The sequence below is a fragment of the Streptomyces sp. NPDC046727 genome (assembly GCF_040645635.1).
Taxonomy (GTDB): Bacteria; Actinomycetota; Actinomycetes; order Streptomycetales; family Streptomycetaceae; genus Streptomyces.
The window spans coordinates 130,728-152,858 of the sequence record NZ_JBEYYR010000006.1 but is presented as its reverse complement, the minus strand read 5'-3'; the positions used below and the strand labels follow the sequence as shown (position 1 = coordinate 152,858).

General features: G+C 70.2%; 26 protein-coding genes, 1 tRNA gene and 1 riboswitch. Of the genes, 10 read left to right on the top strand and 17 right to left on the bottom strand.

All coding sequences use genetic code 11. The features are described from left to right. Window positions 1-3: 3 nt before the first annotated feature. The 4 genes from ABZ937_RS09640 to bcp all read right to left on the bottom strand — a co-directional run bounded on the left by ABZ937_RS09640 (window position 4) and on the right by bcp (window position 2,013). A tRNA-Leu gene (locus ABZ937_RS09640) sits at window positions 4-78 on the bottom strand. Between the two features lie 15 nt (window positions 79-93). Next, on the bottom strand, window positions 94-753 hold the full coding sequence (locus tag ABZ937_RS09635) for an HNH endonuclease (protein WP_361688142.1): 660 nt from the start codon (window positions 751-753) through the stop codon (window positions 94-96). Further along, window positions 750-1,412 (bottom strand): HNH endonuclease, encoded by a 663-nt coding sequence (locus tag ABZ937_RS09630; RefSeq protein WP_361688588.1) that lies wholly within the window; start codon window positions 1,410-1,412, stop codon window positions 750-752. The genes ABZ937_RS09635 and ABZ937_RS09630 overlap by 4 nt, the downstream gene beginning before the upstream one ends. Before the next feature lie 133 nt (window positions 1,413-1,545). Continuing rightward, window positions 1,546-2,013: a thioredoxin-dependent thiol peroxidase gene (bcp, locus tag ABZ937_RS09625; protein ID WP_361688140.1), complete on the bottom strand. Its 468-nt coding sequence runs from the start codon at window positions 2,011-2,013 to the stop codon at window positions 1,546-1,548. 93 nt (window positions 2,014-2,106) lie between these two features. On the opposite strand from bcp, the gene ABZ937_RS09620 reads away from it, so the two are divergent. The 3 genes from ABZ937_RS09620 (at window position 2,107) to ABZ937_RS09610 (ending at window position 3,314) form a co-directional block, all read left to right on the top strand. Beyond that, entirely contained in the window at window positions 2,107-2,436 is a 330-nt protein-coding gene (locus ABZ937_RS09620) for a DUF3618 domain-containing protein (RefSeq protein WP_361688138.1), read from the top strand. 22 nt (window positions 2,437-2,458) lie between these two features. Further along, window positions 2,459-2,818, top strand: a complete 360-nt coding sequence (locus tag ABZ937_RS09615) for a co-chaperone GroES (RefSeq protein WP_361688135.1) — start codon at window positions 2,459-2,461, stop codon at window positions 2,816-2,818. Window positions 2,819-2,872: 54 nt separating this feature from the next. Then, window positions 2,873-2,945: riboswitch (guanidine-III (ykkC-III) riboswitch) on the top strand. Window positions 2,946-2,993: 48 nt separating this feature from the next. After that, a complete protein-coding gene (locus tag ABZ937_RS09610) occupies window positions 2,994-3,314 on the top strand; it encodes an SMR family transporter (RefSeq protein ID WP_361688132.1) in 321 nt (106 codons plus the stop codon). Between the two features lie 12 nt (window positions 3,315-3,326). On the opposite strand, the gene ABZ937_RS09605 is transcribed toward ABZ937_RS09610, so the two are convergent. Beyond that, window positions 3,327-6,149, bottom strand: coding sequence for a transglycosylase domain-containing protein (locus tag ABZ937_RS09605; RefSeq protein ID WP_361688129.1), 2,823 nt, complete (start codon window positions 6,147-6,149; stop codon window positions 3,327-3,329). Window positions 6,150-7,276: 1,127 nt separating this feature from the next. Here ABZ937_RS09605 and ABZ937_RS09600 point away from each other — a divergent pair. From ABZ937_RS09600 to ABZ937_RS09585, 4 genes are read left to right on the top strand one after another with little or no spacing between them, the layout of a single operon-like run. Then, window positions 7,277-8,077 (top strand): ABC-2 family transporter protein, encoded by an 801-nt coding sequence (locus ABZ937_RS09600; protein WP_361688126.1) that lies wholly within the window; start codon window positions 7,277-7,279, stop codon window positions 8,075-8,077. After that, a complete protein-coding gene (locus tag ABZ937_RS09595) occupies window positions 8,070-8,918 on the top strand; it encodes an ABC transporter permease (RefSeq protein ID WP_361688123.1) in 849 nt (282 codons plus the stop codon). The genes ABZ937_RS09600 and ABZ937_RS09595 overlap by 8 nt, the downstream gene beginning before the upstream one ends. Continuing rightward, complete coding sequence (locus ABZ937_RS09590) at window positions 8,915-9,883, top strand: ATP-binding cassette domain-containing protein (RefSeq protein WP_361688585.1); 969 nt, start codon at window positions 8,915-8,917, stop codon at window positions 9,881-9,883. Before ABZ937_RS09595 ends, ABZ937_RS09590 begins: the two co-directional genes overlap by 4 nt. 9 nt (window positions 9,884-9,892) lie before the next feature. Beyond that, window positions 9,893-10,702, top strand: a complete 810-nt coding sequence (locus ABZ937_RS09585; protein WP_361688120.1) for a DUF1707 domain-containing protein — start codon at window positions 9,893-9,895, stop codon at window positions 10,700-10,702. Window positions 10,703-10,753: 51 nt separating this feature from the next. On the opposite strand, the gene ABZ937_RS09580 is transcribed toward ABZ937_RS09585, so the two are convergent. From ABZ937_RS09580 to ABZ937_RS09570, 3 genes are all read right to left on the bottom strand, one after another. Next, window positions 10,754-11,155 carry a hypothetical protein gene (locus tag ABZ937_RS09580; RefSeq protein ID WP_361688117.1) on the bottom strand — a complete coding sequence of 134 codons (402 nt, stop codon included), beginning with the start codon at window positions 11,153-11,155 and terminating at the stop codon, window positions 10,754-10,756. 114 nt (window positions 11,156-11,269) lie between these two features. Beyond that, on the bottom strand, window positions 11,270-12,004 hold the full coding sequence (gene rph, locus ABZ937_RS09575) for a ribonuclease PH (protein ID WP_361688114.1): 735 nt from the start codon (window positions 12,002-12,004) through the stop codon (window positions 11,270-11,272). Between the two features lie 77 nt (window positions 12,005-12,081). Next, window positions 12,082-12,315, bottom strand: a complete 234-nt coding sequence (locus tag ABZ937_RS09570) for a PTS glucose/sucrose transporter subunit IIB (protein ID WP_030610403.1) — start codon at window positions 12,313-12,315, stop codon at window positions 12,082-12,084. Window positions 12,316-12,470: 155 nt separating this feature from the next. Between ABZ937_RS09570 and ABZ937_RS09565 the strand changes: the two genes are divergently transcribed. Both ABZ937_RS09565 and ABZ937_RS09560 read left to right on the top strand, forming a co-directional pair. Beyond that, entirely contained in the window at window positions 12,471-13,766 is a 1,296-nt protein-coding gene (locus ABZ937_RS09565) for a PTS transporter subunit EIIC (protein ID WP_361688110.1), read from the top strand. Between the two features lie 185 nt (window positions 13,767-13,951). Further along, a complete protein-coding gene (locus tag ABZ937_RS09560) occupies window positions 13,952-15,217 on the top strand; it encodes a PTS transporter subunit EIIC (RefSeq protein WP_361688107.1) in 1,266 nt (421 codons plus the stop codon). Window positions 15,218-15,284: 67 nt separating this feature from the next. Here ABZ937_RS09560 and ABZ937_RS09555 read toward each other — a convergent pair whose 3' ends face one another. Continuing rightward, window positions 15,285-16,037 (bottom strand): MBL fold metallo-hydrolase, encoded by a 753-nt coding sequence (locus ABZ937_RS09555; RefSeq protein ID WP_361688104.1) that lies wholly within the window; start codon window positions 16,035-16,037, stop codon window positions 15,285-15,287. Window positions 16,038-16,274: 237 nt separating this feature from the next. Between ABZ937_RS09555 and ABZ937_RS09550 the strand changes: the two genes are divergently transcribed. After that, window positions 16,275-16,733, top strand: a complete 459-nt coding sequence (locus ABZ937_RS09550) for a type II toxin-antitoxin system PemK/MazF family toxin (RefSeq protein WP_361688101.1) — start codon at window positions 16,275-16,277, stop codon at window positions 16,731-16,733. Here ABZ937_RS09550 and ABZ937_RS09545 read toward each other — a convergent pair. The 8 genes from ABZ937_RS09545 to clpS form a co-directional block, all read right to left on the bottom strand. Then, a complete protein-coding gene (locus ABZ937_RS09545; RefSeq protein ID WP_361688098.1) occupies window positions 16,730-17,194 on the bottom strand; it encodes a hypothetical protein in 465 nt (154 codons plus the stop codon). The genes ABZ937_RS09550 and ABZ937_RS09545 overlap by 4 nt on opposite strands. Window positions 17,195-17,261: 67 nt before the next feature. Next, complete coding sequence (locus ABZ937_RS09540) at window positions 17,262-18,212, bottom strand: cysteine synthase (RefSeq protein ID WP_361688095.1); 951 nt, start codon at window positions 18,210-18,212, stop codon at window positions 17,262-17,264. A gap of 17 nt (window positions 18,213-18,229) precedes the next feature. Continuing rightward, window positions 18,230-18,508 carry a MoaD/ThiS family protein gene (locus ABZ937_RS09535; RefSeq protein ID WP_361688092.1) on the bottom strand — a complete coding sequence of 93 codons (279 nt, stop codon included), beginning with the start codon at window positions 18,506-18,508 and terminating at the stop codon, window positions 18,230-18,232. 118 nt (window positions 18,509-18,626) lie between these two features. Beyond that, window positions 18,627-18,722 (bottom strand): putative leader peptide, encoded by a 96-nt coding sequence (locus tag ABZ937_RS09530; RefSeq protein WP_323378004.1) that lies wholly within the window; start codon window positions 18,720-18,722, stop codon window positions 18,627-18,629. Between the two features lie 108 nt (window positions 18,723-18,830). Further along, window positions 18,831-19,253, bottom strand: a complete 423-nt coding sequence (locus ABZ937_RS09525; protein ID WP_361688089.1) for a M67 family metallopeptidase — start codon at window positions 19,251-19,253, stop codon at window positions 18,831-18,833. Window positions 19,254-19,391: 138 nt separating this feature from the next. Beyond that, window positions 19,392-20,825, bottom strand: a complete 1,434-nt coding sequence (locus ABZ937_RS09520) for an amino acid permease (RefSeq protein ID WP_361688086.1) — start codon at window positions 20,823-20,825, stop codon at window positions 19,392-19,394. A 328-nt stretch (window positions 20,826-21,153) separates the two neighbouring features. Beyond that, a complete protein-coding gene (locus tag ABZ937_RS09515) occupies window positions 21,154-21,759 on the bottom strand; it encodes a DUF2017 domain-containing protein (RefSeq protein ID WP_361688083.1) in 606 nt (201 codons plus the stop codon). Window positions 21,760-21,772: 13 nt separating this feature from the next. Further along, window positions 21,773-22,090: an ATP-dependent Clp protease adapter ClpS gene (gene clpS / locus ABZ937_RS09510; protein ID WP_361688081.1), complete on the bottom strand. Its 318-nt coding sequence runs from the start codon at window positions 22,088-22,090 to the stop codon at window positions 21,773-21,775. Between the last annotated feature and the right edge of the window lie 41 nt (window positions 22,091-22,131).

Below are 22,131 nucleotides of genomic sequence, written 5' to 3'. Positions count from 1 at the left end.
GTGTGGGCCCGGTGGGACTCGAACCCACGACACACCGGACCTAAACCGGCGCCCTCTAGCCAGCTGGGGTACGGGCCCTCAGCCTCGCCTACTCTACTGGGCGCTACGGACCGCTCGTCGCCCTCCTCGGCACCAGGTGCTGGTGATCGCGTGGCAGTTGGGGCAGAGGAAACGCAGATTCTCCCGCCTGTTGTCGTGCCAGTCCCCGTTGACGTGGTCAATTTCCAGCGTCATGGGCTTCCCGAGCCACTCCGCAGCGACTCCGCACCTGGCGCACTGTTCAGGAACGCCCACTTCACGGAGCGCGCGCCGGAGGCGTTCGGTCGCGATCCGGTGTCCGCCATCGTGCCGCACCAGGACAGCTTCCGGCCGCTTGGCATTCGTACCCGGCTTCCCTCGCTGATGGGCCTGGCCGAGAAAGTGGGCGGTGTCGAGGCCGTCTTCGGCGATCCACTTGCGAAGCATCGCGCGTTGGCTGCCGTTGTTCGTACGACCGATACGGCGAAGCACCTCGGCGATGGACGCCGACTCGTCGACCACCGCCCGCAGCTCGTCCGGCGCGGGTCGCGCTTGCCTGCCAGTGAGTGAGAAGTGCGAGATGTCGATGCCGAAGTGGGCGAATCGCTTCACGAGGTATCCCCGCAGGTAGCCGTATGGCCGGGTGCCGAAGAAGGCGATGACCTCGTCAAGGTTCGAGCACTGCGCGGCCGCCTGGGCCAACCGCTCGCGCGTGTACTGCACTCCGCTGCTCATACGACACCTGCCCGGGCACGGCCCTTGCCACGCCCTCGGTAAGTGTCGGTGGTCGAGTGGCAGTTGGGGCAGAGGAACCGCAGGTTTTCGACGCGGTTGTTCCGCCAGTTGCCGTCAACATGGTCGACCTCCAGGGGGAGCCGCTCGCCGAGCCAGACCGGCTCAATACCGCACAGGGCGCAGCGCTCCTCCATGCCCAACTCGATCATCGCCCTCTTGAGTCGCTGACTCGGGACGCGCGGAGCATGCGCCGACGTGTCCTCGACGAGGATCTCCGCAGGGGTTCGGCGGCGCTGGTTGTATCGCATCCGCTCGGTTCGGACCACAGGCATGAAGTGCGAGGTGTCGATCCCGTACGCCTTGATCCGCCGGGCGATGTTGGCCTGGTGGCCACCCACGGACTCGAGCCCGAGTCGACGCACGACCTCGTTGATGCTGGTGGATACGGCGACGACCGGCTCAAGAATCTCGCGCGTCCACTTCACCCCCTCCCGCTCGAAGTGCGACGTATCGACGCCGAGCTTCTTCATCCGTTGCCTGATGTAGTCCCGCCTCGGACTCCTCGGATCCACCCCCAGCCTCTCCAACGCCTCCGACAAGTTCCGCGCCCCGCGAGCCGCCGTCTCCAGCCGCTCCTTGGTGTATGCGCCGGCCCCCATCGAGCCCCTCCGTTCCGGGCGTGCGTTCGCCACCCGTACGGAGTAACGAACCGTTTATCGGACGGTCACGCACGGAAACGAGAAAGCGGCTCGCACCGGTCACGGTGCGAGCCGCCGGTGGCGGACGTGGGGATCAGATGCCCAGGTCCTTGATGATCTTGGCCACGTGGCCCGTCGCGCGGACGTTGTACAGGGCCCGTTCGACCTTGCCGTCCTCGTCCACGACGATCGTGGAGCGGATGACGCCCATGTACGTCTTGCCGTAGTTCTTCTTCTCGCCGTAGGCGCCGTAGGCTTCGGTGATCTTCTTGTCCGGGTCGGCGAGGAGGGTGACCCTCAGGGATTCCTTGTCGCGGAACTTCGCCAGCTTCTCCGGGGTGTCGGGGGAGATGCCGATGACGTCGTAGCCGGCGCCGGCCAGGAGTTCCAGGTTGTCCGTGAAATCGCAGGCCTGCTTGGTGCAGCCGGGAGTCAGGGCGGCGGGGTAGAAATAGACGATGACCTTGCGGCCCTTGTGGGCGGAAAGGGACACCTCGGTGCCGTCGGCGTCCGGGAGGGTGAAGGCGGGGGCCACATCCCCCGGCTGGAGTCGCTCGCTCATCGGGCCAGCGTAACCGGGGGGCCTTGCGGTGCGCCGGGAGCAAGAGCTGACAGACTGTTCGGGACAGCATCAGGAGACTTCGGAGGCCGTACGGTGGCGGACACGTCGGACACCAGAACCCCGGCGCAGATCGAGGCGGACATCAAGCGCCGCCGCGAAGTGCTGGCCGAGACGCTCGACGAGATCGGGGTGCGGGTGCATCCGAAGACCATCGTCGGGGATGCGAAGGCCAAGGTCATCGCCAATGTCGATCACACGGTCGGGCGGGCGTATGTGCAGGTCAATCGGGTCGTGAGCGATGTCCGGGCGCAGTTCGTGGATGCCGAGGGCACGCCCCGGCTGGAGCGGGTCGTGCCGGTCGCGCTGGTCGTCGTCGGGGTCGTGGGGCTGCTCGCCCTGGGGGCCCGGCGGCGCAGGGACTGACCGGGACAGGTAGGTTCGAGGCGTGAGCGCCAACAGAAATGTGCACAGCACTCCCCACCACGACAAGCTGCCCATCCGGATGCTGCACGACCGGGTTCTCGTGCGGCAGGAGACCGGTGAGGGCGAGCGGCGGTCGGGGGGCGGCATCCTGATTCCGGCCACCGCGGCGGTCGGCCGGCGGCTGGCCTGGGCCGAGGTCGTCGCGGTCGGGCAGAACGTACGGACGGTGGAGCCCGGTGACCGGGTTCTGTTCGATCCGGAGGACCGGGCGGAGGTCGAGGTGCGGGGCGTGGCGTACGTGCTCATGCGCGAGCGTGATCTGCATGCCGTCGCCGCGGACCGGTTCGAGGGGTCGGAGGACTCCACGGGTCTGTATCTCTGACGTTCCGAAGCTACGCGCGCGAGGGCCGGTGACCATCGTCACCGGCCCTCTTTGTCGTGCTTTTGCTATGTTCGGAAGGAACCCGACGAGACGCGCCGTACCGGGTCGAAGGCAAAGACGACGCACCCCAGGAAGAACCGCGGACCAGGTCCGCTACGTCTCGGAGGTGCCTGTCATGGCGTGGGTTCTGCTCGTCGTCGCCGGTCTGCTGGAAGTCGGCTGGTCGATCGGGATGAAGTACACCGACGGGTTCACGCGGGTGGTGCCCAGTGTGCTCACGGGGGCCGGGATCGTCGCCAGCATGGTGCTGCTGTCGTACGCGGCGAAGTCCCTGCCCATCGGTACGGCCTACGGCGTGTGGGTGGGGATCGGTGCGGCCGGTGCGGCGGTGCTCGGCATGGTGGTGCTGGGTGAGCCGGCCACCGCCGCCCGGATCTTCTTCGTGTGTCTGCTGCTGGTCGCCGTGGTGGGGCTGAAGGCGACCAGCGGTCACTGAGCCGCGGGCACGTCAGGTGCCGGGGCCGCCTCCGGCGCCTCCGTCGGTGCCGGTGGCGCCGCCGGCACCCGTCGTGCCGCCGCCCGGGGTTCCGCCGCCGGTGGTCGCGTCACCGCCGGTCGCGTCGCCGCCCGTGGTGTCGCCGCCGGTGGTCGTGTCACCGCCGGTCGTGTCGCCGCCCGTGGTCGTGTCACCGCCGGTCGTGTCGCCGCCCGTGGTGGTGGTGCCTCCGTCGGTGGTCGGGCCGCCGTTGGTCGGGGTGCTGGTGGTGCCGCCGTCGGCCGGGGTGCTGCTCGCGCCGCCGGCGGTCGGGGTGGCGGTCGCGCCGCCGTCGTCGCCGCCGGTGTCGGTGCCGGGCTCGGCGGTGCTGGTGGCCGGGGGCTCCTGGACCTGGTCGGCACCCTCTTCGAGCTGGAGGTCGAAGTCGGCGGCCGACTTGCCCTTCAGCGCGTCACGCGTGTACTGCGCCCAGATCTGGGTGGGCGGGCCGCCGCCGTTCATGCGGGCCTGGCCGAGGGCGCCGTACAGCGGCATGTGCTTGGCCGTCACCGGGTCCTGGCCCATGACGGAGACCACCGTGGCCAGGTCGGGGGTGTAGCCCGCGAACCAGGCGGCGGTGTCGCTCTCGGCGGTACCGGTCTTGCCGGCCGCCGGGCGGCCTGCGGCCTGCGCGGCGGTGGCGGTGCCGCTCTCGACGACGCTCTGCAGGACCGACGTGGTGGTGTCGGCGGCCTCCCGGCTGACGGCCTGCTTGACCGGCTGCTCGGGCAGCTTGATCTCGTCCCTGCCGTCCTTGGTGATCTTCTCGACCAGGGTGTACGTGCCGTGCTTGCCGTGGTTGGCGAGGGTGGCGTAGGACTCCGCCATCTCCAGGACGCTGGCGGTGGCGGTGCCGAGGGCGATGGACGGGTACGGCTGCAGGTCCGGGGTGTCGGAGGGGACGCCCAGGTCGACCGCGGTCTGCTTGACCTTGGCGGGGCCGACGTCGACGGCCATCTGCGCGTAGACCGAGTTCACCGACAGGTCGGTGGCCTTGCGGACGGTGGTCGGGCCGTACGACCTCTGGTCCTCGTTCTCGGGGGCGTAGGCGCCGCCGCTCCAGCCCTGGACGGGGCGCTGGTTGGTGCCGTCGTAGACCGTGTTCGGGGTGATGGTGCGGCCGTCCTGGGTGGTGGACCCGTTCTGGACGGCGGAGGTGAACACGAACGGCTTGAACGTCGAGCCGACCTGGAAGTCACCGCGGGTGGCGCCGTTGGTGTACTGCTTCACGTAGTCGATGCCGCCGTACATGGCGACGACCTTGCCGGTCTTGGGGTCGACGGAGGCGCCGCCGGCCCGGACGTAGCTGTCGGCCTTGCGGTTCTTCTTGTCCAGCTTGGACATCAGCTGGTCGTCCACGGCCTTGACGAAGGCGTCCTGCCGGTTCTTCTGGATGGTGGTGGTGATGCGGTAGCCGCCGAGCGCGAGGTGGTCGGCGTCGATGATGTTGTTGGTGATCAGGTACTGCTTGACCGCCTCGACGAGGTAGCCGCGCTGGCCGGAGAGGCCGGTGGAGATCGTCTGCTCCTTCGGCATCGGGAACTTCATGCCGGTGCGCTTGGACTCGCTGAGCCAGCCCTTCGTGACCATGCCGTCCAGGACGTAGTTCCAGCGGGCGACGGCCGCCCTCTTGTTCTCCGGGTGGGCTACGACGTCGTACTCGCTCGGCGCGTTGACGAGCGCGGCGAGGTAGGCGGCGCGGGCGGGGTCGAGGTCGGCGGCGTCACGGCCGTAGTAGGCCTGGGCGGCGGCCTGGATGCCGTAGGCGTTGCGGCCGAAGTAGCTGGTGTTGAGGTAGCCCTCCAGGATCTCGTCCTTGGACTTGTTCTGGTCGAGCTTGATCGCGATGAAGAATTCCTTGGCCTTGCGGGTGACCGTCTGTTCCTGGGCCAGGTAGTAGTTCTTCACGTACTGCTGGGTGATCGTCGAGCCGGACTGCTTGCCCTTGCCGGTCGCGGTGTTCCAGCCGGCGCGGAGCATGGCCTTGGGGTCGACGGCGGACTCGGAGTAGAAGTCGCGGTCCTCCGCGGCCAGTACGGCGTGCTGGGCGTCCTTGGAGACCTGGGCGAGGCTGACGTTCTCGCGGTTGACCTTGCCGTCGCGGGCGAGCTGGGAGCCGTCGGCGTAGAGGTAGACGTTGCTCTGCTTGGTCGCGAACGCGTTGGCGGGCGGGATCTTCACCAGGGAGTACCCGAGGAAGAAGAGCCCGATGAGCAGCAGCACGCCGACGAAGAAGGTACCGAGCACCATGCGCCAGGTCGGAATGATCCGCCGCCAGCCGGTCCGCTTGGGCCGCTTGCCCTTCTTGGTCTTGGTCTTGCCCTTGCCGTTGCCGTTGCCTCCGGCGGTTTCGCCGTCGGTGGCGGAGAGGGCGGTGGTCCGGGCGTCGGAGGAGTCCGGCGGCGGTGTGGCACCGGCCGCGGCTGCGGATGCGGATGCGGATGCGGCGCCGGCCTTGGCGGCCTGGGCACCGGCTCCGGCGGCTGCGCCGGCGGCGCCCGCCGCGCGTGCGGCACGGGCGGCGCGTGCGGCGGCCGGGGAGGTCGGAGCGGCGGCGCCGCCCGCGCCGGCCGCGTTGGCGGCGGTGGCGCGGTTCTGGCCGCCGGGGCGGGGCACGGAGGGCCGGGGAGCGCCTGCGGCGGGCTTCGGCTCGCCCGAGCGGGGCGCGCCGACCCGCCGGAGCACCTGGGTGGTCTCGGGGGCGGGCCCGTCACCGGGCTGGTCCTGGCGCCCGCCCTTGCCGGACTGCGCCGAGGCCCCCTCGGGTCCCCTGGGCGGCCCGATACGCCGAAGCACCTGAGTACTCTCGGCCGACTGCCCCTGCCCAGCACCACCGGTCCCCTGGGGGGAGGCGGGCTTCTTGGCACCGGGGGCCTTGCCGGGGGGCGTGCCACCGCCGGCAGTGCCGGGGTTCTTGCCCGAGGCCGAGGCACCACCGGACACACCGGGGTTCTTGCCCGAGGCCGAGGCACCACCGGGGGCGGAGGCACCACCGGACATGCCGGAGTTCTTACCGGAGGCCGAGGCACCGCCGGACACCGGGCCACTGCCGGACGCCGAAGCACCCCCCGACCCCGAGCCACCCCCCGACACCGGGCCACGACCGGACGCCGAAGCATCGCCGGAGGCCGAGGCACCGCCGGCCCCCGGGCCACTGCCCGGCACCGAGGCACCGCCGGACGCCGAAGCACCCCCGGCCCCCCGGCCACCACCCGACGCCGGACCACGGCCGGACGCCGAAGCACCCCCCGACCCCGAGCCACCCCCCGACGCCGGACCACGACCGGAAACCGGGCCACGGCCGGACACCGGAGCGCCGCCGGGCACCGAGCCACCACCGGACGCCGCAGCGCCGCCGGAAGCCGACCCCTTGGCGGCGCCGGAAGCCGAGCCCCTGGTGTCGCCGGAAGGCGCCCCCTTGGCGCCTCCCGCAGCCCCTGCCGCCCCCGGCTGTTCCGTTCGGGCGTCGCGGGACGCCTGGCGGGCTCGGGCCATGGAGGTCGTCCGGTCCTGCGCCGCCGAGTCCGGCCGGCCGGTGCCGGCCCGGCCCTCGGCGCGCGCGTCAGCGCCCTCAGGCCCGGCGCCCCTCTCCGGTGTCGGCTTGGGCGGCTCGGTGGCCGGCTCCTCGCGGCCCCCGCGGTTCCCGGGCCCTTCAGCCGGCAGCGGCCGTTTCGGGGCCACGCCTTCGTTCGGCTGCTGCGGCTGCGGCTCGTCGCTCATGTCGTGCACGGACTCCTGTTTCGCGTCGTACGTTCCCGTACGCCTCGTACGCTTCTGCGCTCCCCCTGTTTGAAGACTCTCGCACCTGGCGTTCCGTTCCCGGATTCCGGCACGCTTCCGACCGGAAAATGCGTGGCCGGCCGCCGGGCTCCGGACTAGGCTCCTGCGCTTCGGTGTCGAGCAGTCCGAGGAGGTCGACTGGCGTGGGCGCGGGACGGTTGTACGCGGCCGTCGCGGCAGGGGGGTTCCGACGGTACGCGACCTATCGGGCCGCCACTGCGGCAGGGGTCTTCACCAACACGGTCTTCGGGCTGATTCTCGTCTACACCTACCTCGCGCTGTGGAGCGAGAAGCCGCACCTGGGGGGGTATGACCAGGCGCAGGCTGTCACGTATGTGTGGCTCGGGCAGGCCTTTCTGTCGACGCTTGCGATCGGGGGTGGCGGCGTCGAGGACGAGTTGATGGAACGCATCCGTACGGGGGACGTGGCGATCGACCTGTACCGGCCCGCCGATCTTCAGTTGTGGTGGCTGGCCGCCGATCTCGGCCGGGCGTTCTTCCAGTTGCTGGGCCGGGGGATCGTACCGTTCGTGTTCGGTGCCGTGTGCTTCCCCGTGTACCTGCCGGCCGACGCCGGCACCTGGGCGGCCTTCCTCGTCTCCGTCGTCCTCGCGATGCTGGTCGGTTTCGGCATCCGGTACCTGGTGGCGCTGAGCGCGTTCTGGCTGCTGGACGGCACCGGTGTGGTGCAGATGGCATGGCTGGCGGGGTTCTTCTGCTCGGGCATGCTGCTGCCGCTGAACGTGTTCCCGGGCACGCTCGGCGAGGTGGTGCGCGCCCTGCCCTGGTCCTCGCTGCTGCAGGCGCCCGCGGACATCCTGCTCGGGCACGGCGACCCGCTGCGGACGTATCTCTTCCAGGCGGGCTGGGCGGCGGCGCTGCTGGGCGGCGGGCGTCTGGTGCAGTCGGTGGCGACGCGCCGGGTGGTGGTGCAGGGTGGCTGAGCGGGGCCTGGCGGTGCCGGAGAGGTGGACGCGGCGGCTGGCCGAGGGGGTACGGGCGTACCGGCTGATCGCGGCGATGTGGGTGCGGTCCACGATGGCCTATCGCGCGTCGTTCGTCATGACCACGTTCGGGAATTTCGCGGCGACCTTCCTGGACTTCGTGGCGATCATGCTGATGTTCTCCCGGGTGGACGCGCTGGGCGGCTGGCCGCTGCCCGAGGTGGCGTTCCTGTACGGGCTGTCCGCGACCTCCTTCGGGCTGGCGGACCTGGTGATCGGGTCGATGGACCGGCTGGGCCGGCGGGTGCGGGACGGCACGCTGGACACGCTGCTGGTGCGCCCGGCGCCGGTGCTGGCGCAGGTGGCAGCCGACCGGTTCGGGCTCCGGCGCCTCGGCCGGGTGACGCAGGGGGCGCTGGTGCTGGGCTGGTCGCTGGCGCGGGTGGACATCGACTGGACGGCGGGCAGGCTGCTGCTGATGCCGGTGATGGTGGTGAGCGGCTGCGGGATCTTCTGCGCGGTGTTCGTGGCGGGCGCTGCCTTCCAGTTCGTGGCGCAGGACGCCTCGGAGGTGCAGAACGCCTTCACCTACGGCGGTACGACGCTGTTGCAGTATCCGCCGACGGTGTTCGCGAAGGAGTTGGTGCGTGGGGTGACCTTCGTGCTGCCGCTGGCCTTCGTCAACTGGCTGCCCGCGACCTATGTGCTGGGGCGGCCGTATCCGCTGGGCCTGCCGGGGTGGACCGCGTTCACGCCGCCGCTGGTGGCGGTGGTGTGCTGCGCGCTGGCGGGGCTGGCCTGGCGGGCGGGACTTCGTTCGTACCGCAGCACAGGGAGCTGAGCGTGGCTGACTTCATCGCGTTGGAGCAGGTCGAGAAGGTCTTCGAGGTGCGCCGGAAGACCGGGTTCCTCAAACGGGAGCGGCGCGAGGTGCGGGCGGTGGACTCGATCTCGTTCACCGTGGCGCGCGGGGAGATGGTCGGGTACATCGGGCCGAACGGCGCCGGGAAGTCGACGACGATCAAGATGCTGACGGGGATCCTGACGCCGAGTGCCGGGCGGCTGCGGGTGGCGGGGATCGACCCGTCGCGGGAGCGGGCGCGCCTGGCGCACCGGATCGGGGTGGTGTTCGGGCAGCGGACCACGCTGTGGTGGGATCTGCCGCTGATCGACTCGTACCGGCTGGCGCACCGCATGTACCGCATCCCGGACGCCCGTTACCGGGAGAACCTGGACCGTCTGGTGGAACTGCTGGAGCTGGGCGATCTGTTGGACGTGCCGGTGCGGCAGTTGTCGCTGGGGCAGCGGATGCGGGGGGACATCGCGGCGGCGCTGTTGCACGATCCGGACGTGCTGTACCTGGACGAGCCGACGATCGGTCTGGATGTCGTCTCGAAGGCGAAGGTGCGGGAGTTCCTGCGGGAGTTGAACGCCGAGCGCGGTACGACGGTGCTGTTGACCACGCATGACCTGCAGGACATCGAGCAGTTGTGCTCGCGGGTGATGGTGATCGACCACGGGCGGCTGGTGTACGACGGTCCGCTCGCGGGGCTGCACGAGGCCGGGGAGAGCGAGCGGACGCTGGTGGTGGACCTGGAGCGGGAGTTGCCGCCGGTGGACGTGCCGTCGGCGCGGGTGGTGCGGGTGGAGGGGCCCCGGCAGTGGCTGGCGTTCCCGGCGGGGCAGTCGGCGGCGCCGGTGGTCGCGCATCTGGCGGCGCGGTATCCGCTGGTGGACCTGTCGGTGCGGGAGCCGGACATCGAGGCCGTCATCGCGCGGATGTACGCCGAGAAGGCGGTCTCGTAGGCTGCTGGCATGAGCGACGACGCAGCCGCCGACCTGAGGGCGTCCGACGCCGACCGTGATCGGGTCGCCGAGGTCCTGCGGGACGCCCTCGCCGAGGGCCGGCTCGACATGGACGAGTTCGAGGAGCGGCTGGAGGCGGTCTACGCGTCCCGTACCTACGGCGAGCTTGCGCCGCTGACCCGCGATCTGCCGGCGGCGGGGGCGGCGGCTCCGCCCGTCCCCGTCTCCTTCGTCAAGGAGCCGGAGCGCGGTGCGGGTTGGGCGGGCCGGATCACCGGCGGCGAGGGTTCCTCGACGGGGGCGGTGGCGATCCTGTCGGGCTTCGAGCGCAAGGGCCGCTGGACGGTGCCGAAGCGGTTCTCCTGCTTCACGTTCATGGGCGGCGGCGAGCTGGACCTGCGGGACGCGGACTTCGCGGACCGCGAGGTCGAGATCAACTGTGTGGCGGTCATGGGCGGTGTGCAGGTGATCGTGCCGCCGGGGGTCGAGGTCGTCGTCCGCGGCATCGGTGTGATGGGGGCCTTCGAGCATCCGAGGGACGACGGCCCGCCCGAGCCGGGAGCTCCGCGGGTGGTCATCGGCGGTTTCGCGTTCTGGGGCGGGGTGGGCGTGGAGCGCAGACTCCCCCGCGCCGAGCGTCGGCGCCTGAAGGAGCAGCGCCGGCAGGAGCAGCTGGAGCGCCGCGCGGAACGGCATGAGCTGCACCGGGCGCGGCGCGAGGAGCGGCACGAACTGCACCGGGCGCGCCGGGAAGAGCGGTACCAGGGGCGGTACGAGCGGTACGAGGAGCGGGAGCGCCGGCGCGAGGAGGAGCGCTAGAGCGCCCCGCTCCCGCCGCCGGCGCTCACTTCCGGCGGCGCCCGGGGGGCACTACGACGTACACACCTTGGTCAGTTCGCCGGCCGCGTCCGTGACCGGGCTGACGTCCGGTGTCTGGTCCCCGTTCTTGATCGCCGTACGGACGTTGCCGACGGCCTTGGTCACGTCGTCCACGGCCTTGTTCACGTCGGCGTTGTCCGTCTTGTCGCCGATCTTCCGCAGGCTCTTGTCGATGGAGTCGAGCGAGTCCTCGGTCTGGGAGGGGTCGTTCGCGGCGTTCTCCACGGCCTGCTGCAGATCGGTGACGCTGTCGGCGATGGCGTCGGCGGTCTGCACACAGTCCAGCGCCTTGTCCACGGCGTCACAGCCGGTGGTGAGGCCGGCGGTGAGTGCGACGGTCGCTACGGCGGCGGCGACGGCGGTGAGTCGGCCTCGGCGTCGACTGGCGGCCATGGTGGGTTCCCTCCCCTGTTACGGCTGGCCGGGCGCACGCCGGTGAGCTGTGCGCCCGTACCCACAGGGACGCGGGAAAGGCACGCCGGGTTGCCCCGGCCCTTGAAGGATTCTTTACGCGCGCGTGGCCGTCAGCGCCGCCTGCTGGATCGCGGACAGTTCCGTGCAGCCGGTGACGGCGAGGTCGAGCAGGGCGTTGAGCTCGTCGCGGGCGAACGGCTCGGCCTCGGCGGTGCCCTGGACCTCGACGAAGCGGCCGTCGCCGGTGCAGACGACGTTCATGTCGGTGTCGGCGCGCACGTCCTCCTCGTAGCAGAGGTCGAGGAGGGGGATCCCTCCGACGATGCCCACGGAGACGGCGCTGACGGTGCCGGTGAGCGGCTGCCGGCCGGCCTTGATCAGCTTCTTGCCCTGGGCCCAGGCGACGGCGTCGGCCAGTGCCACGTACGCGCCGGTGATCGCGGCCGTACGCGTGCCGCCGTCGGCCTGGAGGACGTCGCAGTCGAGGACGATGGTGTTCTCGCCGAGGGCCTTGTAGTCGATGACGGCGCGCAGGGACCGGCCGATGAGCCGGGAGATCTCGTGGGTCCGGCCGCCGATCTTGCCCTTGACGGACTCGCGGTCGCCGCGGGTGTTGGTGGCGCGGGGCAGCATGGCGTACTCCGCGGTGACCCAGCCCTCGCCGCTGCCCTTGCGCCAGCGCGGGACGCCTTCGGTGACGGAGGCGGTGCAGAAGACCTTGGTGTCGCCGAAGGAGATGAGGACGGAGCCCTCGGCGTGCTTGCTCCATCCGCGTTCGATGGTGACCGGGCGGAGCTGTTCGGGGGTACGGCCGTCGATGCGAGACATGGCATGGAGCCTAGCCGGAGATGCGGAAGGGGCTCCTCCCGCATCGGGAAGAGCCCCTCGCCGGTGAGCCCGGAGGCTCACATCATGTCTTCGATCTCCGCGGCGATCGGGTCGGCGTCGGTGCCGATGACGACCTGGATGGCGGTGCCCATCTTGACGACGCCGTGGGCGCCGGCGGCCTTCAGGGCGGCTTCGTCGACCAGGCTGGCGTCGGACACCTCGGTGCGCAGCCGGGTGATGCAGCCCTCGATCTCCTCGATGTTGTCGATGCCCCCGAGACCGGCGACGATCTTCTCAGCCTTGCTGGCCATGTTCCTTCTCCCTGATCCGAACCGCTTTGTCGCAGTAACCCACAGTTGGCCCATCTTTGCGAGCGGTCATGCCGTGCGTGCCGAATGATGGCGATCACGACAGCGGAACCGTCCGCCAACTGGTCTACACCACCGTGGGGAAGGTCGCCAAACCCATGAGCGCCGAGAGCACGGTCAGCCCCGCCCGGGTCCGCTGGAACCGCCTCTTCCAGGGCATGCAGAAGATGGGCCGCAGCCTGCAGCTGCCCATCGCGGTGCTGCCGGCGGCGGGCATCCTGAACCGGCTGGGCCAGTCCGACGTGTTCGGCAAGGACGGCCTGGGCTGGATCGACGTCTCCAAGGTGATGAGCGGGGCGGGCGGCGCCCTGCTGGACGGCACGCTCGGGCTGCCGCTGCTGTTCTGCGTGGGCGTCGCGATCGGCATGGCGAAGAAGTCCGACGGCTCGACCGCGCTCGCGGCGGTGGCGGGCTTCCTCGTCTACTACGGCGTCCTGCGCCAGTTCCCGCAGACGTGCCCGGCGGGCGCCAAGGTGGTGGTGACCGGCTGCCAGGCGGCCGAGGGCACGGTGTCCCCCTTCACCTACCAGAACCCCGGCGTCTTCGGCGGCATCGTCATGGGCCTGCTCTCCGCCTTCTTCTGGGCCCGCTTCCACCGCACCAGGCTGGTGGACTGGCTGGGCTTCTTCAACGGGCGGCGGCTGGTGCCGATCATCATGTCTTTCGTCGCCATCGCCTTCGCGGTGCTGTGCCTGTGGGTCTGGCCGCCGATCGGTGACGCCCTGGAGAGTTTCAGCCAGTGGCTGCGGGACGCGGGCTCCTGGGGTGCGGGCGTCTTCGGTGTCGCGAACCGCGCGCTGCTGGTGGTGGGCCTGCACCAGTTCCTGAACGTGCCCATCTGGTTCCAGTTCGGCAGCTACATCAAGCCCGACGGCACGGTGGTGCACGGCGACATCAACATGTTCCTGCAGGGCGACCCGAACGCCGGCCAGTTCACCTCGGGCTTCTTCCCGATCATGATGTTCGCGCTGCCCGCCGCCGCGCTGGCGATCACGCACTGCGCCCGGCCGGAGCGCCGCAAGGAGGTCGGCGGCCTGATGCTGTCGGTCGCGCTGACCTCGTTCGTCACCGGCATCACCGAGCCGCTCGAATACTCGTTCCTGTTCATCGCGCCCGCGCTGTACGCCGTCCACGCGGTGCTCACCGGCGCCTCGATGGCGGTGACCTGGGCGCTCGGGGTGCACGACGGCTTCAGCTTCTCGGCGGGCCTGATCGACTACGTCATCAACTGGCACCTGGCGACGAAACCCTGGGGGATCATCCCGATCGGCCTGGGCTTCGCGGCCGTGTACTACGCCGTCTTCCGGTTCGCCATCACGAAGTTCGACCTGAAGACGCCGGGCCGGGAGCCGCGGGAGCTGGCGGAGGAGATGGAGCGGGACAACGTCAGGTGAGCCGCACAGAGGGCGGTCGGGGCGAGCACGATACGTAGCGCGGCGGTAGCGGATCCGTGGGTTCCTTATACCGCCTTCATCGTGCTACAACAGGTCTACACCACTGGGTGGTGTAGACCAGAGACGCTGCCGTCCCTCCCCCTTCCGTGGTTCCCCGGGCGGCGCCTTGCCCACTGGAGGAACTTGTGACCACGGCCAGCGCCGCTCCCGCGGCGGAGAAGAAGAAGGGCGCGGGCGTGATGGCTGTTCTGCAGCGCATCGGCCGCAGCCTGATGCTGCCGGTGGCCGTGCTGCCGGCCGCCGCCCTGCTGGTGCGCCTCGGCAACCCCGACATGCTGGGCCGCCCCTCCTTCCCGGCCTTCCTGACGAAGATAGCGTCCTTCATGGCCGCCGGCGGAAACGCGATCCTCGACAACATGGCGCTGCTGTTCGCCGTGGGCATCGCGATCGGCTTCGCGAAGAAGTCGGACGGCTCCACGGCCCTCGCCGCGGTCGCCGGCTACCTGGTCTTCAAGAACGTCCTCGCCACGTTCACCGACAAGAACCTGCCGCAGGTGGCGACCGTCGTCGACGGCAAGGTCGTCATGGTGGACGCCCCGGTGGACGCCAAGGTCCTCGGCGGTGTCGTGATGGGCCTCGTGGTGGCCCTGCTCTACCAGCGCTTCTACCGCACCAAGCTGCCCGACTGGGCGGGCTTCTTCGGCGGCCGCCGGCTGGTCCCGATCCTGTCGGCCTTCGCCGGCCTGGTCATCGGCATCGTCTTCGGTTACATCTGGCCGGTCCTCGGCACGGGCCTGCACAACTTCGGTGAGTGGCTGGTCAAGTCGGGCGCGGTCGGCGCGGGCATCTTCGGTGTCGCCAACCGTGCGCTGATCCCGATCGGCATGCACCACCTGCTCAACTCGTTCCCGTGGTTCCAGGCCGGCGAGTACCACGGCAAGAGCGGTGACATCGGGCGCTTCCTGGCCGGCGACCCGCACGCGGGCCAGTTCATGACCGGCTTCTTCCCGATCATGATGTTCGCCCTGCCGGCCGCCTGCCTCGCGATCGTGCACTGTGCCCGCCCGGAGCGCCGCAAGGTCGTCGGCGGCATGATGTTCTCGCTGGCGCTGACGTCCTTCGTCACCGGCGTCACCGAGCCCATCGAGTTCACCTTCATGTTCATCGCGCCGGTCCTGTACGCGATCCACGCGGTCCTCACCGGTGTCTCGCTGGCGCTGACCTGGGCGCTGGGCATGAAGGACGGCTTCGGCTTCTCGGCGGGCGCGGTCGACTTCGGACTGAACCTGGGCATCGCCAGTAACCCGTGGGGGCTGGTCCTGGTGGGCCTGTGCTTCGCGGCGGTCTACTACGTGATCTTCCGCTTCGCGATCACCAGGTTCAACCTCCCGACCCCGGGCCGCGAGTCCGACGAGGAACTGGCGGAACTGCAGAAGGCCGAGGCCAAGTAGCCAGGCAGCACATGCGCAAGGGCCCCGGAACCTCGTCGGTTCCGGGGCCCTTGCGCATGCCTGGGGGTCAGATCTCGTACGTGACCCGCGGAGCGGCCAGTTCCACCGGCCCGGTGAACACCTCGCGCGCGTCCCGCAGATTGACCTGCGGGTCGGTCCACGGCGGGATGTGGGTGAGGACCAGGCGGCGGGCGCCCGCGCGGGCCGCCGTCTCACCCGCCTCGCGGCCGTTGAGGTGCAGGTCGGGGATGCTCTCCTTGCCGTGCGTGAACGCGGCCTCGCACAGGAACAGATCGGTGTCCCGGGCCAGCGCGTCCAGCACCTCGGTGACGCCCGTGTCGCCGGAGTACGTCAGGGACGTCCCGCCGTGCTCGACGCGGATGGCGTAGGCCTCCACGGGGTGGCGGACCCGCTCGGTGTGCACGGTGAACGGGCCGATCTCGAACGTGGACGGCTTGACCGTGTGGAAGTCGAAGACCTCGCTCATGGAGGAGGCGGAGGGGGTGTCCGCGTAGGCCGTGGTCAGACGGTGTTCGGTGCCCTCGGGGCCGTAGACCGGGAGGGGGGCGCAGCGACCGCCCTCGTGGCGGTAGTAGCGCGCGACGAAGTACGCGAGCATGTCGATGCAGTGATCGGCGTGCAGATGGCTCAGGAAGATCGCGTCGAGGTCGTAGAGACCGCAGTGGCGCTGCAGCTCGCCCAGGGCGCCGTTGCCCATGTCGAGAAGCAGCCGGAAGCCGTCGGCCTCGACGAGGTAGCTCGAACAGGCCGATTCCGCGGACGGGAACGACCCCGAGCAGCCGACGACGGTGAGCTTCATGAAGCAGAAACCTCCGTTGGCGGGAAAGTGATGGTCGGGACGAGAGGCCACTCAGGATGAGGGCTGTCGGGGGTCGTGCGGTTTGTCGAGCGTAAGGCGCAAAAGCGCGGGTCGCTCCTCCGCCAGGGGCCGTTGTGGGCGAACTCACCTGTGCTGTCACCGGTTCGGCTGGACTCGGGGCGCACAGGCTTTGGAAGAGGGCGCGCGATGTTCGGCGCGCGCCGGTAACGTCGTCGTATGGACACGTCCTGGTGGCTGGCGCTCGCGGCGGTGGTGCTGCTCGCGCTCGTCGCGACGCTCGTCGACGGCTGGGGCCGCGGTCGCCGCCCCGCTGGACGGCGCCTGAGGCCGCCGGGCCGGGCGGGCATCCGGGGGCCGCACGCGCAGCGGCCGGCCCCGGGGGACATCTGGTGGGCGAACGTCCCCTACGAGGACCGGGCCGGCACGAAGGACCGGCCGTGTCTGGTGCTGGCCGTGCGCGGCGACCGGGCCACCGTCGCGAAGATCACCAGCAAGTACCACGACGAGCGCTGCGGGGTGATCCCGCTGCCGCCCGGCGCGGTCGGTGACGCCCAGGGCCGGCCCAGCTTCGTGGAGACCGACGAGCTGCGCGAGGTACCGGTGGACGGCTTCCGCCGCCGGGTGGGCGTGGTCGACCCGGTCCTGTGGGACCAGGTCAGGCACCTGGCGGGTTAGTCCACCCGCACGGTGACCGCCCACTCCTCGATGCCCTTGCAGGAGACCTGGCCGGGGGCGGTGGGCTCGGCGCACAGCGGGCGGGACGAGGTGAGCTTCACCGTGCCGGCGGCCACCGCCCGGTACGCGGCCGTGGCGTCACCCGGCTGGAGTACGAAGCCCGCGTTGATGGCCTCCAGGCCCGTGCCGCTCGCGGCGACCGGCTTCCAGGGGCGGGCCTTGGTGCCGTCCAGGGTCAGCCGCACCTCGCCGCCCTTGGTCACGCAGACGGTACGGCCGTGATCGGCGGCGGTCAGCTCCGCCTGGCCGGTGCAGTCGCCCGCGGACCGGGTGGGCGACGGCGCCGAGCCGCGGGGCGGCGCCGACACCTTGTCGCTGCTGCCCCCGGTGTCCTGCTGGGAGCCGCAGCCCGCGAGGAGCAGCGCTGCCGCCGCGAGGGCGATGGGCGTCGTACGGCGCATGGGGTCCGCCTTTCTGCCGGTGTCCTGGTACGGATGTGACGTACCACCGGCGTGCGCGGATCCGCCGCTATGCCCAGAGCTGGCCCTGGAGCGTGTCGATGGCCTCCTCGGTGGTGGCCGCCGTGTAGACGCCGGTGGAGAGGTACTTCCAGCCGCCGTCGGCCACGATGAAGACGATGTCGGCGCTCTCGCCCGCCTTGACGGCCTTCTTCCCGACGCCGATCGCCGCGTGCAGGGCGGCGCCGGTGGAGACGCCCGCGAAGATGCCCTCCTGCTGGAGGAGTTCACGGGTGCGGGTGACCGCGTCGGCCGAGCCGACCGAGAAGCGGGTGGTGAGGACGGAGGCGTCGTACAGCTCGGGGACGAAGCCCTCGTCGAGGTTGCGGAGGCCGTAGACCAGGTCGTCGTAGCGCGGTTCGGCGGCGACGATCTTCACGTCCGGCTTGTGCTCGCGCAGGTAGCGGCCGACGCCCATCAACGTCCCCGTCGTCCCCAGACCCGCCACGAAGTGGGTGATCGAGGGGAGGTCGGCGAGGATCTCCGGGCCGGTGGTCGCGTAGTGGGCGCCCGCGTTGTCCGGGTTGCCGTACTGGTAGAGCATCACCCAGTCGGGGTGCTCGGCGGCCAGCTCCTTGGCGACGCGCACCGCGGTGTTGGAGCCGCCGGCGGCCGGCGAGGAGATGATCTCGGCGCCCCACATGCCGAGCAGGTCCCGCCGCTCCTGGGAGGTGTTCTCCGGCATGACGCACACCATCCGGTAGCCCTTGAGCTTGGCCGCCATCGCGAGGGAGATGCCGGTGTTGCCGGAGGTGGGCTCCAGGATGGTGCAGCCCGGGGTGAGCCGGCCGTCCTTCTCCGCCTGCTCGATCATGTGCAGGGCGGGGCGGTCCTTGACCGAGCCGGTGGGGTTGCGGTCCTCCAGCTTGGCCCAGATGCGGACGTCCGGGGACGGCGACAGCCGCGGCAGGCGCACCAGAGGGGTGTTGCCCACCGCGGCCAGCGGGGAGTCGTAGCGCATCGCTGCTCAGCGACCGATCAGCGCATGCCGCCGGCCACGGCCGGCAGGATGGTCACGGTGTCGCCGTCGGTCAGCTTGGTGTCGATGCCGTCGACGAAGCGGACGTCCTCGTCGTTCAGGTACACGTTGACGAAGCGGCGCAGCTTGCCCTCGTCGACGATGCGGGCCTGGATGCCCGTGTGCCGGGTCTCGAGGTCGGCGAAGAGCTCGGCGAGGGTGCTCCCGCTGCCCTCCACCGCCTTCTGACCGTCGGTGTACTGGCGGAGGATGGTCGGGATGCGGACCTCGATGGCCATGGCTCAGGGCTCCTGTCGGAAGGTGTCTGGTCGGTGGGCGCGCGGCGGCGCGGGGCGCACGGGCGACGTACGCGGGTCTGGGCGCCGCGGCTCACGGCCGTACGGCGGCAGGCCGGCGTCAACAGATGGCGCTGGCGAGCCTGCACAGGTCGACGTGCAGCCGCGCCACGAGCAGCAAGCCCGGCGTCTTCTCGCTCACGTCGTGGAAAACCATGGGCTCATCGTATCGATTCCCCCTTCGGTTCCCGGAGTGTGATTCCACATGCCGGACGCAATCCGTCCGGAGATCGAGACCCTGTCCTTGCCGGCGAGCGACAGGCCCCTAGTAGGTCTCCACGACCTTCACTTCCTCCTCCGTGACCTCGCCCTCCACGATGCGGTACGAGCGGAACTGGAACTCGCCGAGGCCGTCGGTGTCGGCGGTGGACACCAGGACGTAGTGCGCGCCGGGCTCGTTGGCGTAGGAGATGTCCGTGCGGGAGGGGTAGGCCTCGGTCGCGGTGTGGGAGTGGTAGATGACCACCGGGTCCTCGTCGCGGTCGTCCAGCTCGCGGTAGAGCTTGAGCAGGTCGCCCGAGTCGAACTCGTAGAACGTGGGCGACATGGCCGCGTTCAGCATCGGAATGAAGCGCTCGGGGCGGTCCGAGCCGGCCGGGCCCGCGACGACGCCGCACGCCTCGTCGGGGTGGTCCTTGCGCGCGTGGGCGACGATCTGGTCGACGAGTGCCTGGGTGATGGTCAGCATGGGGGTCAGGATAAGCAAAGGGGCCGTCCCGTACCGAGGGATGGTACGGGACGGCCCACATGGCGGACGTCCTGAGCGGCGGCCGTCGGGGGCGCCACGAGTGCTCCCGACGGCCGGACGTCCTGGGGAGGGTGTCCGTCAGCGCTTGTGGAAGGCGGCGGCCTCCGGGTTGCGGCGCTTGAGCACCAGGTACGCGACACCGAGGATCAGGCCCCACAGCGGCGCACAGTACAGCGAGACCCGGGCGTCCTTGTCGATGCCCATCAGCACGATCACCATGCCGATGAAGGCGAGGGCGATCCAGGTGGTGAACGGCGCGCCCGGCGTGCGGAACTCCGACTGGGGCAGCTCCCCGCGGTTGGCCTTGGCACGGTAGCGGATCTGGCAGAGCAGGATGACGATCCAGGCCCACATGCCGGAGATGGTCGCGAAGGAGACCACGTAGTCGAACGCCTTGCCCGGCCACTGGTAGTTGATCCAGACGCCGACGAGCATCAGCGCGGCGGAGACCGTGGTGCCGACGAGCGGGGTGCCGCTGCGCGTCAGCTTGGTGAAGATCTTCGGACCCTGGCTGTTGAGCGCCAGGTCGCGCAGCATGCGGCCGGTGGAGTACATGCCGGAGTTGCAGGACGAGAGCGCGGCGGTGAGCACGACGAAGTTGACGATGCCCGCGCCGGCGGCGAAGCCCATCTTCTCGAAGGCGGCCACGAAGGGGCTGACGCCCGGGTGGAAGTTGGTCCACGGCACGACCGACAGGATCATGATCAGCGCGCCGACGTAGAAGACGGCGATGCGCCACGGCACGGTGTTGATCGCCTTGGGCAGCACGGTCTTCGGGTCCTTGGACTCGCCCGCGGTCACGCCGACCAGCTCGACGGCGAGGAAGGCGAACATGACCATCTGGAGCGTCATCAGCGTGTTGCCGACGCCGTGCGGGAAGAAGCCGCCGTCGCTCCACAGGTGGCTGACGGAGGCGGTGTCACCGGCGTCGGAGAAGCCGACGGTCAGGATGCCGACGCAGATCAGGATCATGCCGATGATGGCGGTGACCTTGACCATGGAGAACCAGAACTCCAGCTCACCGAAGAGCTTCACGGAGATCAGGTTGGCGCCGTAGAGGATGATCGTGAAGATCAGGGCCGACACCCATTGCGGGATGTCGAACCAGTACGTCATGTAGGCAGCCGCCGCGGTGACCTCGGTGATGCCCGTGACCACCCAGAACAGCCAGTACGTCCAGCCCGTGACGAAGCCGGCGAACGGGCCGATGAACTCGCGCGCGTACTCCGAGAAGGAGCCCGACACCGGGCGGTACATCAGCAGCTCGCCGAGTGCCCGCATGATGAAGAAGATGACGAGGCCCGCGACGGCGTACGCCAGGATCAGGCTCGGGCCGGCCTTGGAAATGCCCTTGCCCGCGCCGAGGAACAGACCGGTGCCGATGGCACCGCCGATGGCGATCATCTGGATCTGCCGGGCGCCGAGCCCGCGCTGATACCCCTCGCCCTCGGTGCCCTCCGCACGCACGGCCTCATTGCCGTCGCGATACTGGTCGACCTGCGCTGAGGTCATGTGTGGTGCGCCTTTCTCCATGCCGACCCGGGCCTTTCGTCGGCCTCGGATCGGGTCTCGATCCCCCCGGATTGATGGAGCTGTTGCCTGGCCGACGGTCGTCGGCTCGGTGGCGCACCCGGCCGAACATGGGTGGTGTTGGCCGGGCGGTCGTGAAGATTTATCACGGCCGCAATATTGATCACAGCGAGCCGATGTGGCGCATCACACAGGAAGAACCGGACAAAGTGCCGCCGAATGCATCAAAACCGGCCACAAAGGTGACGGGATCGTTATCCGGATTTGAGCGTCCTCTGAGCGAACACTTGTAGGGGGCAAATCCACCCGATTACGGCATAAGGGTCGTAACCAGGGTCTCCTGGAGCCCACCCAGCCAGAGATAGGCCAGCACCATCGGCTTGCGGGGGTCCTCCTCCGGCAGCCGGTAGAGCAGATCGGTGTCGTCCTCGTCGGTGATCTCCAGCCGGGAGCCGATCGCCAGCCGGAGGTCGTTGAGGGCGCCGAGCCACTGCCGGGACTCCTGCGGGGACAGCTTGAGCACCGCCCCGCCCTCGTCGACCGGGGCGAGCGCGTCCAGGGAGCGGATCACCCCGAGCGCGTTCTCCCGCTTGCCGGCCCGCAGGTCGTTCTCGGTGTAGCGGCGGAACTCGGCGGAGTGCGCCCGCCGCTCCTCGGCCTCGGCCGCGGAGGCCGGGTCCCGCTCCGGGTCGCTGTAGGCGTCCGGGAAGAGCCGGCGCAGCACCGGGTCGGCCGGCGGCTCGCTCGGACCCTCGGCGAACAGCTCGGCGAGCGGGTCCTCCGGGGCGTCGGCACCGGGACCGGGGCCGATCAGCTCCAGCAGCTGGACGGCCAGCGACCGGATGATGGAGATCTCGACGTCGTCGAGTGCGACGGCCGCGCCGCCGCCGGGGAGCGGTTCGAAATGTCCGGGCATGTGGGTTCGGTCGCTACTTCCGGTCCTGCTGAAGGGTGGCCCACAGACCGTAGCCGTGCATGGCCTGCACGTCGCGCTCCATCTCCTCGCGGCTCCCGCTGGAGACGACCGCCCGGCCCTTGTGATGGACGTCCAGCATGAGGCTGGTGGCCTTGTCCTTGGTGTAGCCGAAGTACGTCTGGAAGACGTACGTCACATAGCTCATGAGGTTGACCGGGTCGTTGTGGACGATCGTGACCCAGGGGACGTCGGGCTCGGGTACGGCGAAGACCTCCTCCGCCGACTCGGTGCGTTCGATCTCTACGGGCGCGGGTGACGTCACACAGCCCATGCTGCCACGGCCCGCACAAATCGTCACACCGACGAAAAGGG

Bases quoted from the DNA above. Each gene is read 5' to 3' on its own strand.
- ABZ937_RS09635 (WP_361688142.1), bottom strand. From the start codon at position 753: ATGAGCAGCGGAGTGCAGTACACGCGCGAGCGGTTGGCCCAGGCGGCC.
- ABZ937_RS09630 (WP_361688588.1), bottom strand. From the start codon at position 1,412: ATGGGGGCCGGCGCATACACCAAGGAGCGGCTGGAGACGGCGGCTCGC.
- bcp (WP_361688140.1), bottom strand. From the start codon at position 2,013: ATGAGCGAGCGACTCCAGCCGGGGGATGTGGCCCCCGCCTTCACCCTC.
- ABZ937_RS09610 (WP_361688132.1), top strand. From the start codon at position 2,994: ATGGCGTGGGTTCTGCTCGTCGTCGCCGGTCTGCTGGAAGTCGGCTGG.
- ABZ937_RS09585 (WP_361688120.1), top strand. From the start codon at position 9,893: ATGAGCGACGACGCAGCCGCCGACCTGAGGGCGTCCGACGCCGACCGT.
- ABZ937_RS09580 (WP_361688117.1), bottom strand. From the start codon at position 11,155: ATGGCCGCCAGTCGACGCCGAGGCCGACTCACCGCCGTCGCCGCCGCC.
- rph (WP_361688114.1), bottom strand. From the start codon at position 12,004: ATGTCTCGCATCGACGGCCGTACCCCCGAACAGCTCCGCCCGGTCACC.
- ABZ937_RS09570 (WP_030610403.1), bottom strand. From the start codon at position 12,315: ATGGCCAGCAAGGCTGAGAAGATCGTCGCCGGTCTCGGGGGCATCGAC.
- ABZ937_RS09565 (WP_361688110.1), top strand. From the start codon at position 12,471: ATGAGCGCCGAGAGCACGGTCAGCCCCGCCCGGGTCCGCTGGAACCGC.
- ABZ937_RS09555 (WP_361688104.1), bottom strand. From the start codon at position 16,037: ATGAAGCTCACCGTCGTCGGCTGCTCGGGGTCGTTCCCGTCCGCGGAA.
- ABZ937_RS09550 (WP_361688101.1), top strand. From the start codon at position 16,275: ATGGACACGTCCTGGTGGCTGGCGCTCGCGGCGGTGGTGCTGCTCGCG.
- ABZ937_RS09545 (WP_361688098.1), bottom strand. From the start codon at position 17,194: ATGCGCCGTACGACGCCCATCGCCCTCGCGGCGGCAGCGCTGCTCCTC.
- ABZ937_RS09540 (WP_361688095.1), bottom strand. From the start codon at position 18,212: ATGCGCTACGACTCCCCGCTGGCCGCGGTGGGCAACACCCCTCTGGTG.
- ABZ937_RS09535 (WP_361688092.1), bottom strand. From the start codon at position 18,508: ATGGCCATCGAGGTCCGCATCCCGACCATCCTCCGCCAGTACACCGAC.
- ABZ937_RS09530 (WP_323378004.1), bottom strand. From the start codon at position 18,722: ATGGTTTTCCACGACGTGAGCGAGAAGACGCCGGGCTTGCTGCTCGTG.
- ABZ937_RS09525 (WP_361688089.1), bottom strand. From the start codon at position 19,253: ATGCTGACCATCACCCAGGCACTCGTCGACCAGATCGTCGCCCACGCG.
- ABZ937_RS09520 (WP_361688086.1), bottom strand. From the start codon at position 20,825: ATGACCTCAGCGCAGGTCGACCAGTATCGCGACGGCAATGAGGCCGTG.
- ABZ937_RS09515 (WP_361688083.1), bottom strand. From the start codon at position 21,759: ATGCCCGGACATTTCGAACCGCTCCCCGGCGGCGGCGCGGCCGTCGCA.
- clpS (WP_361688081.1), bottom strand. From the start codon at position 22,090: ATGGGCTGTGTGACGTCACCCGCGCCCGTAGAGATCGAACGCACCGAG.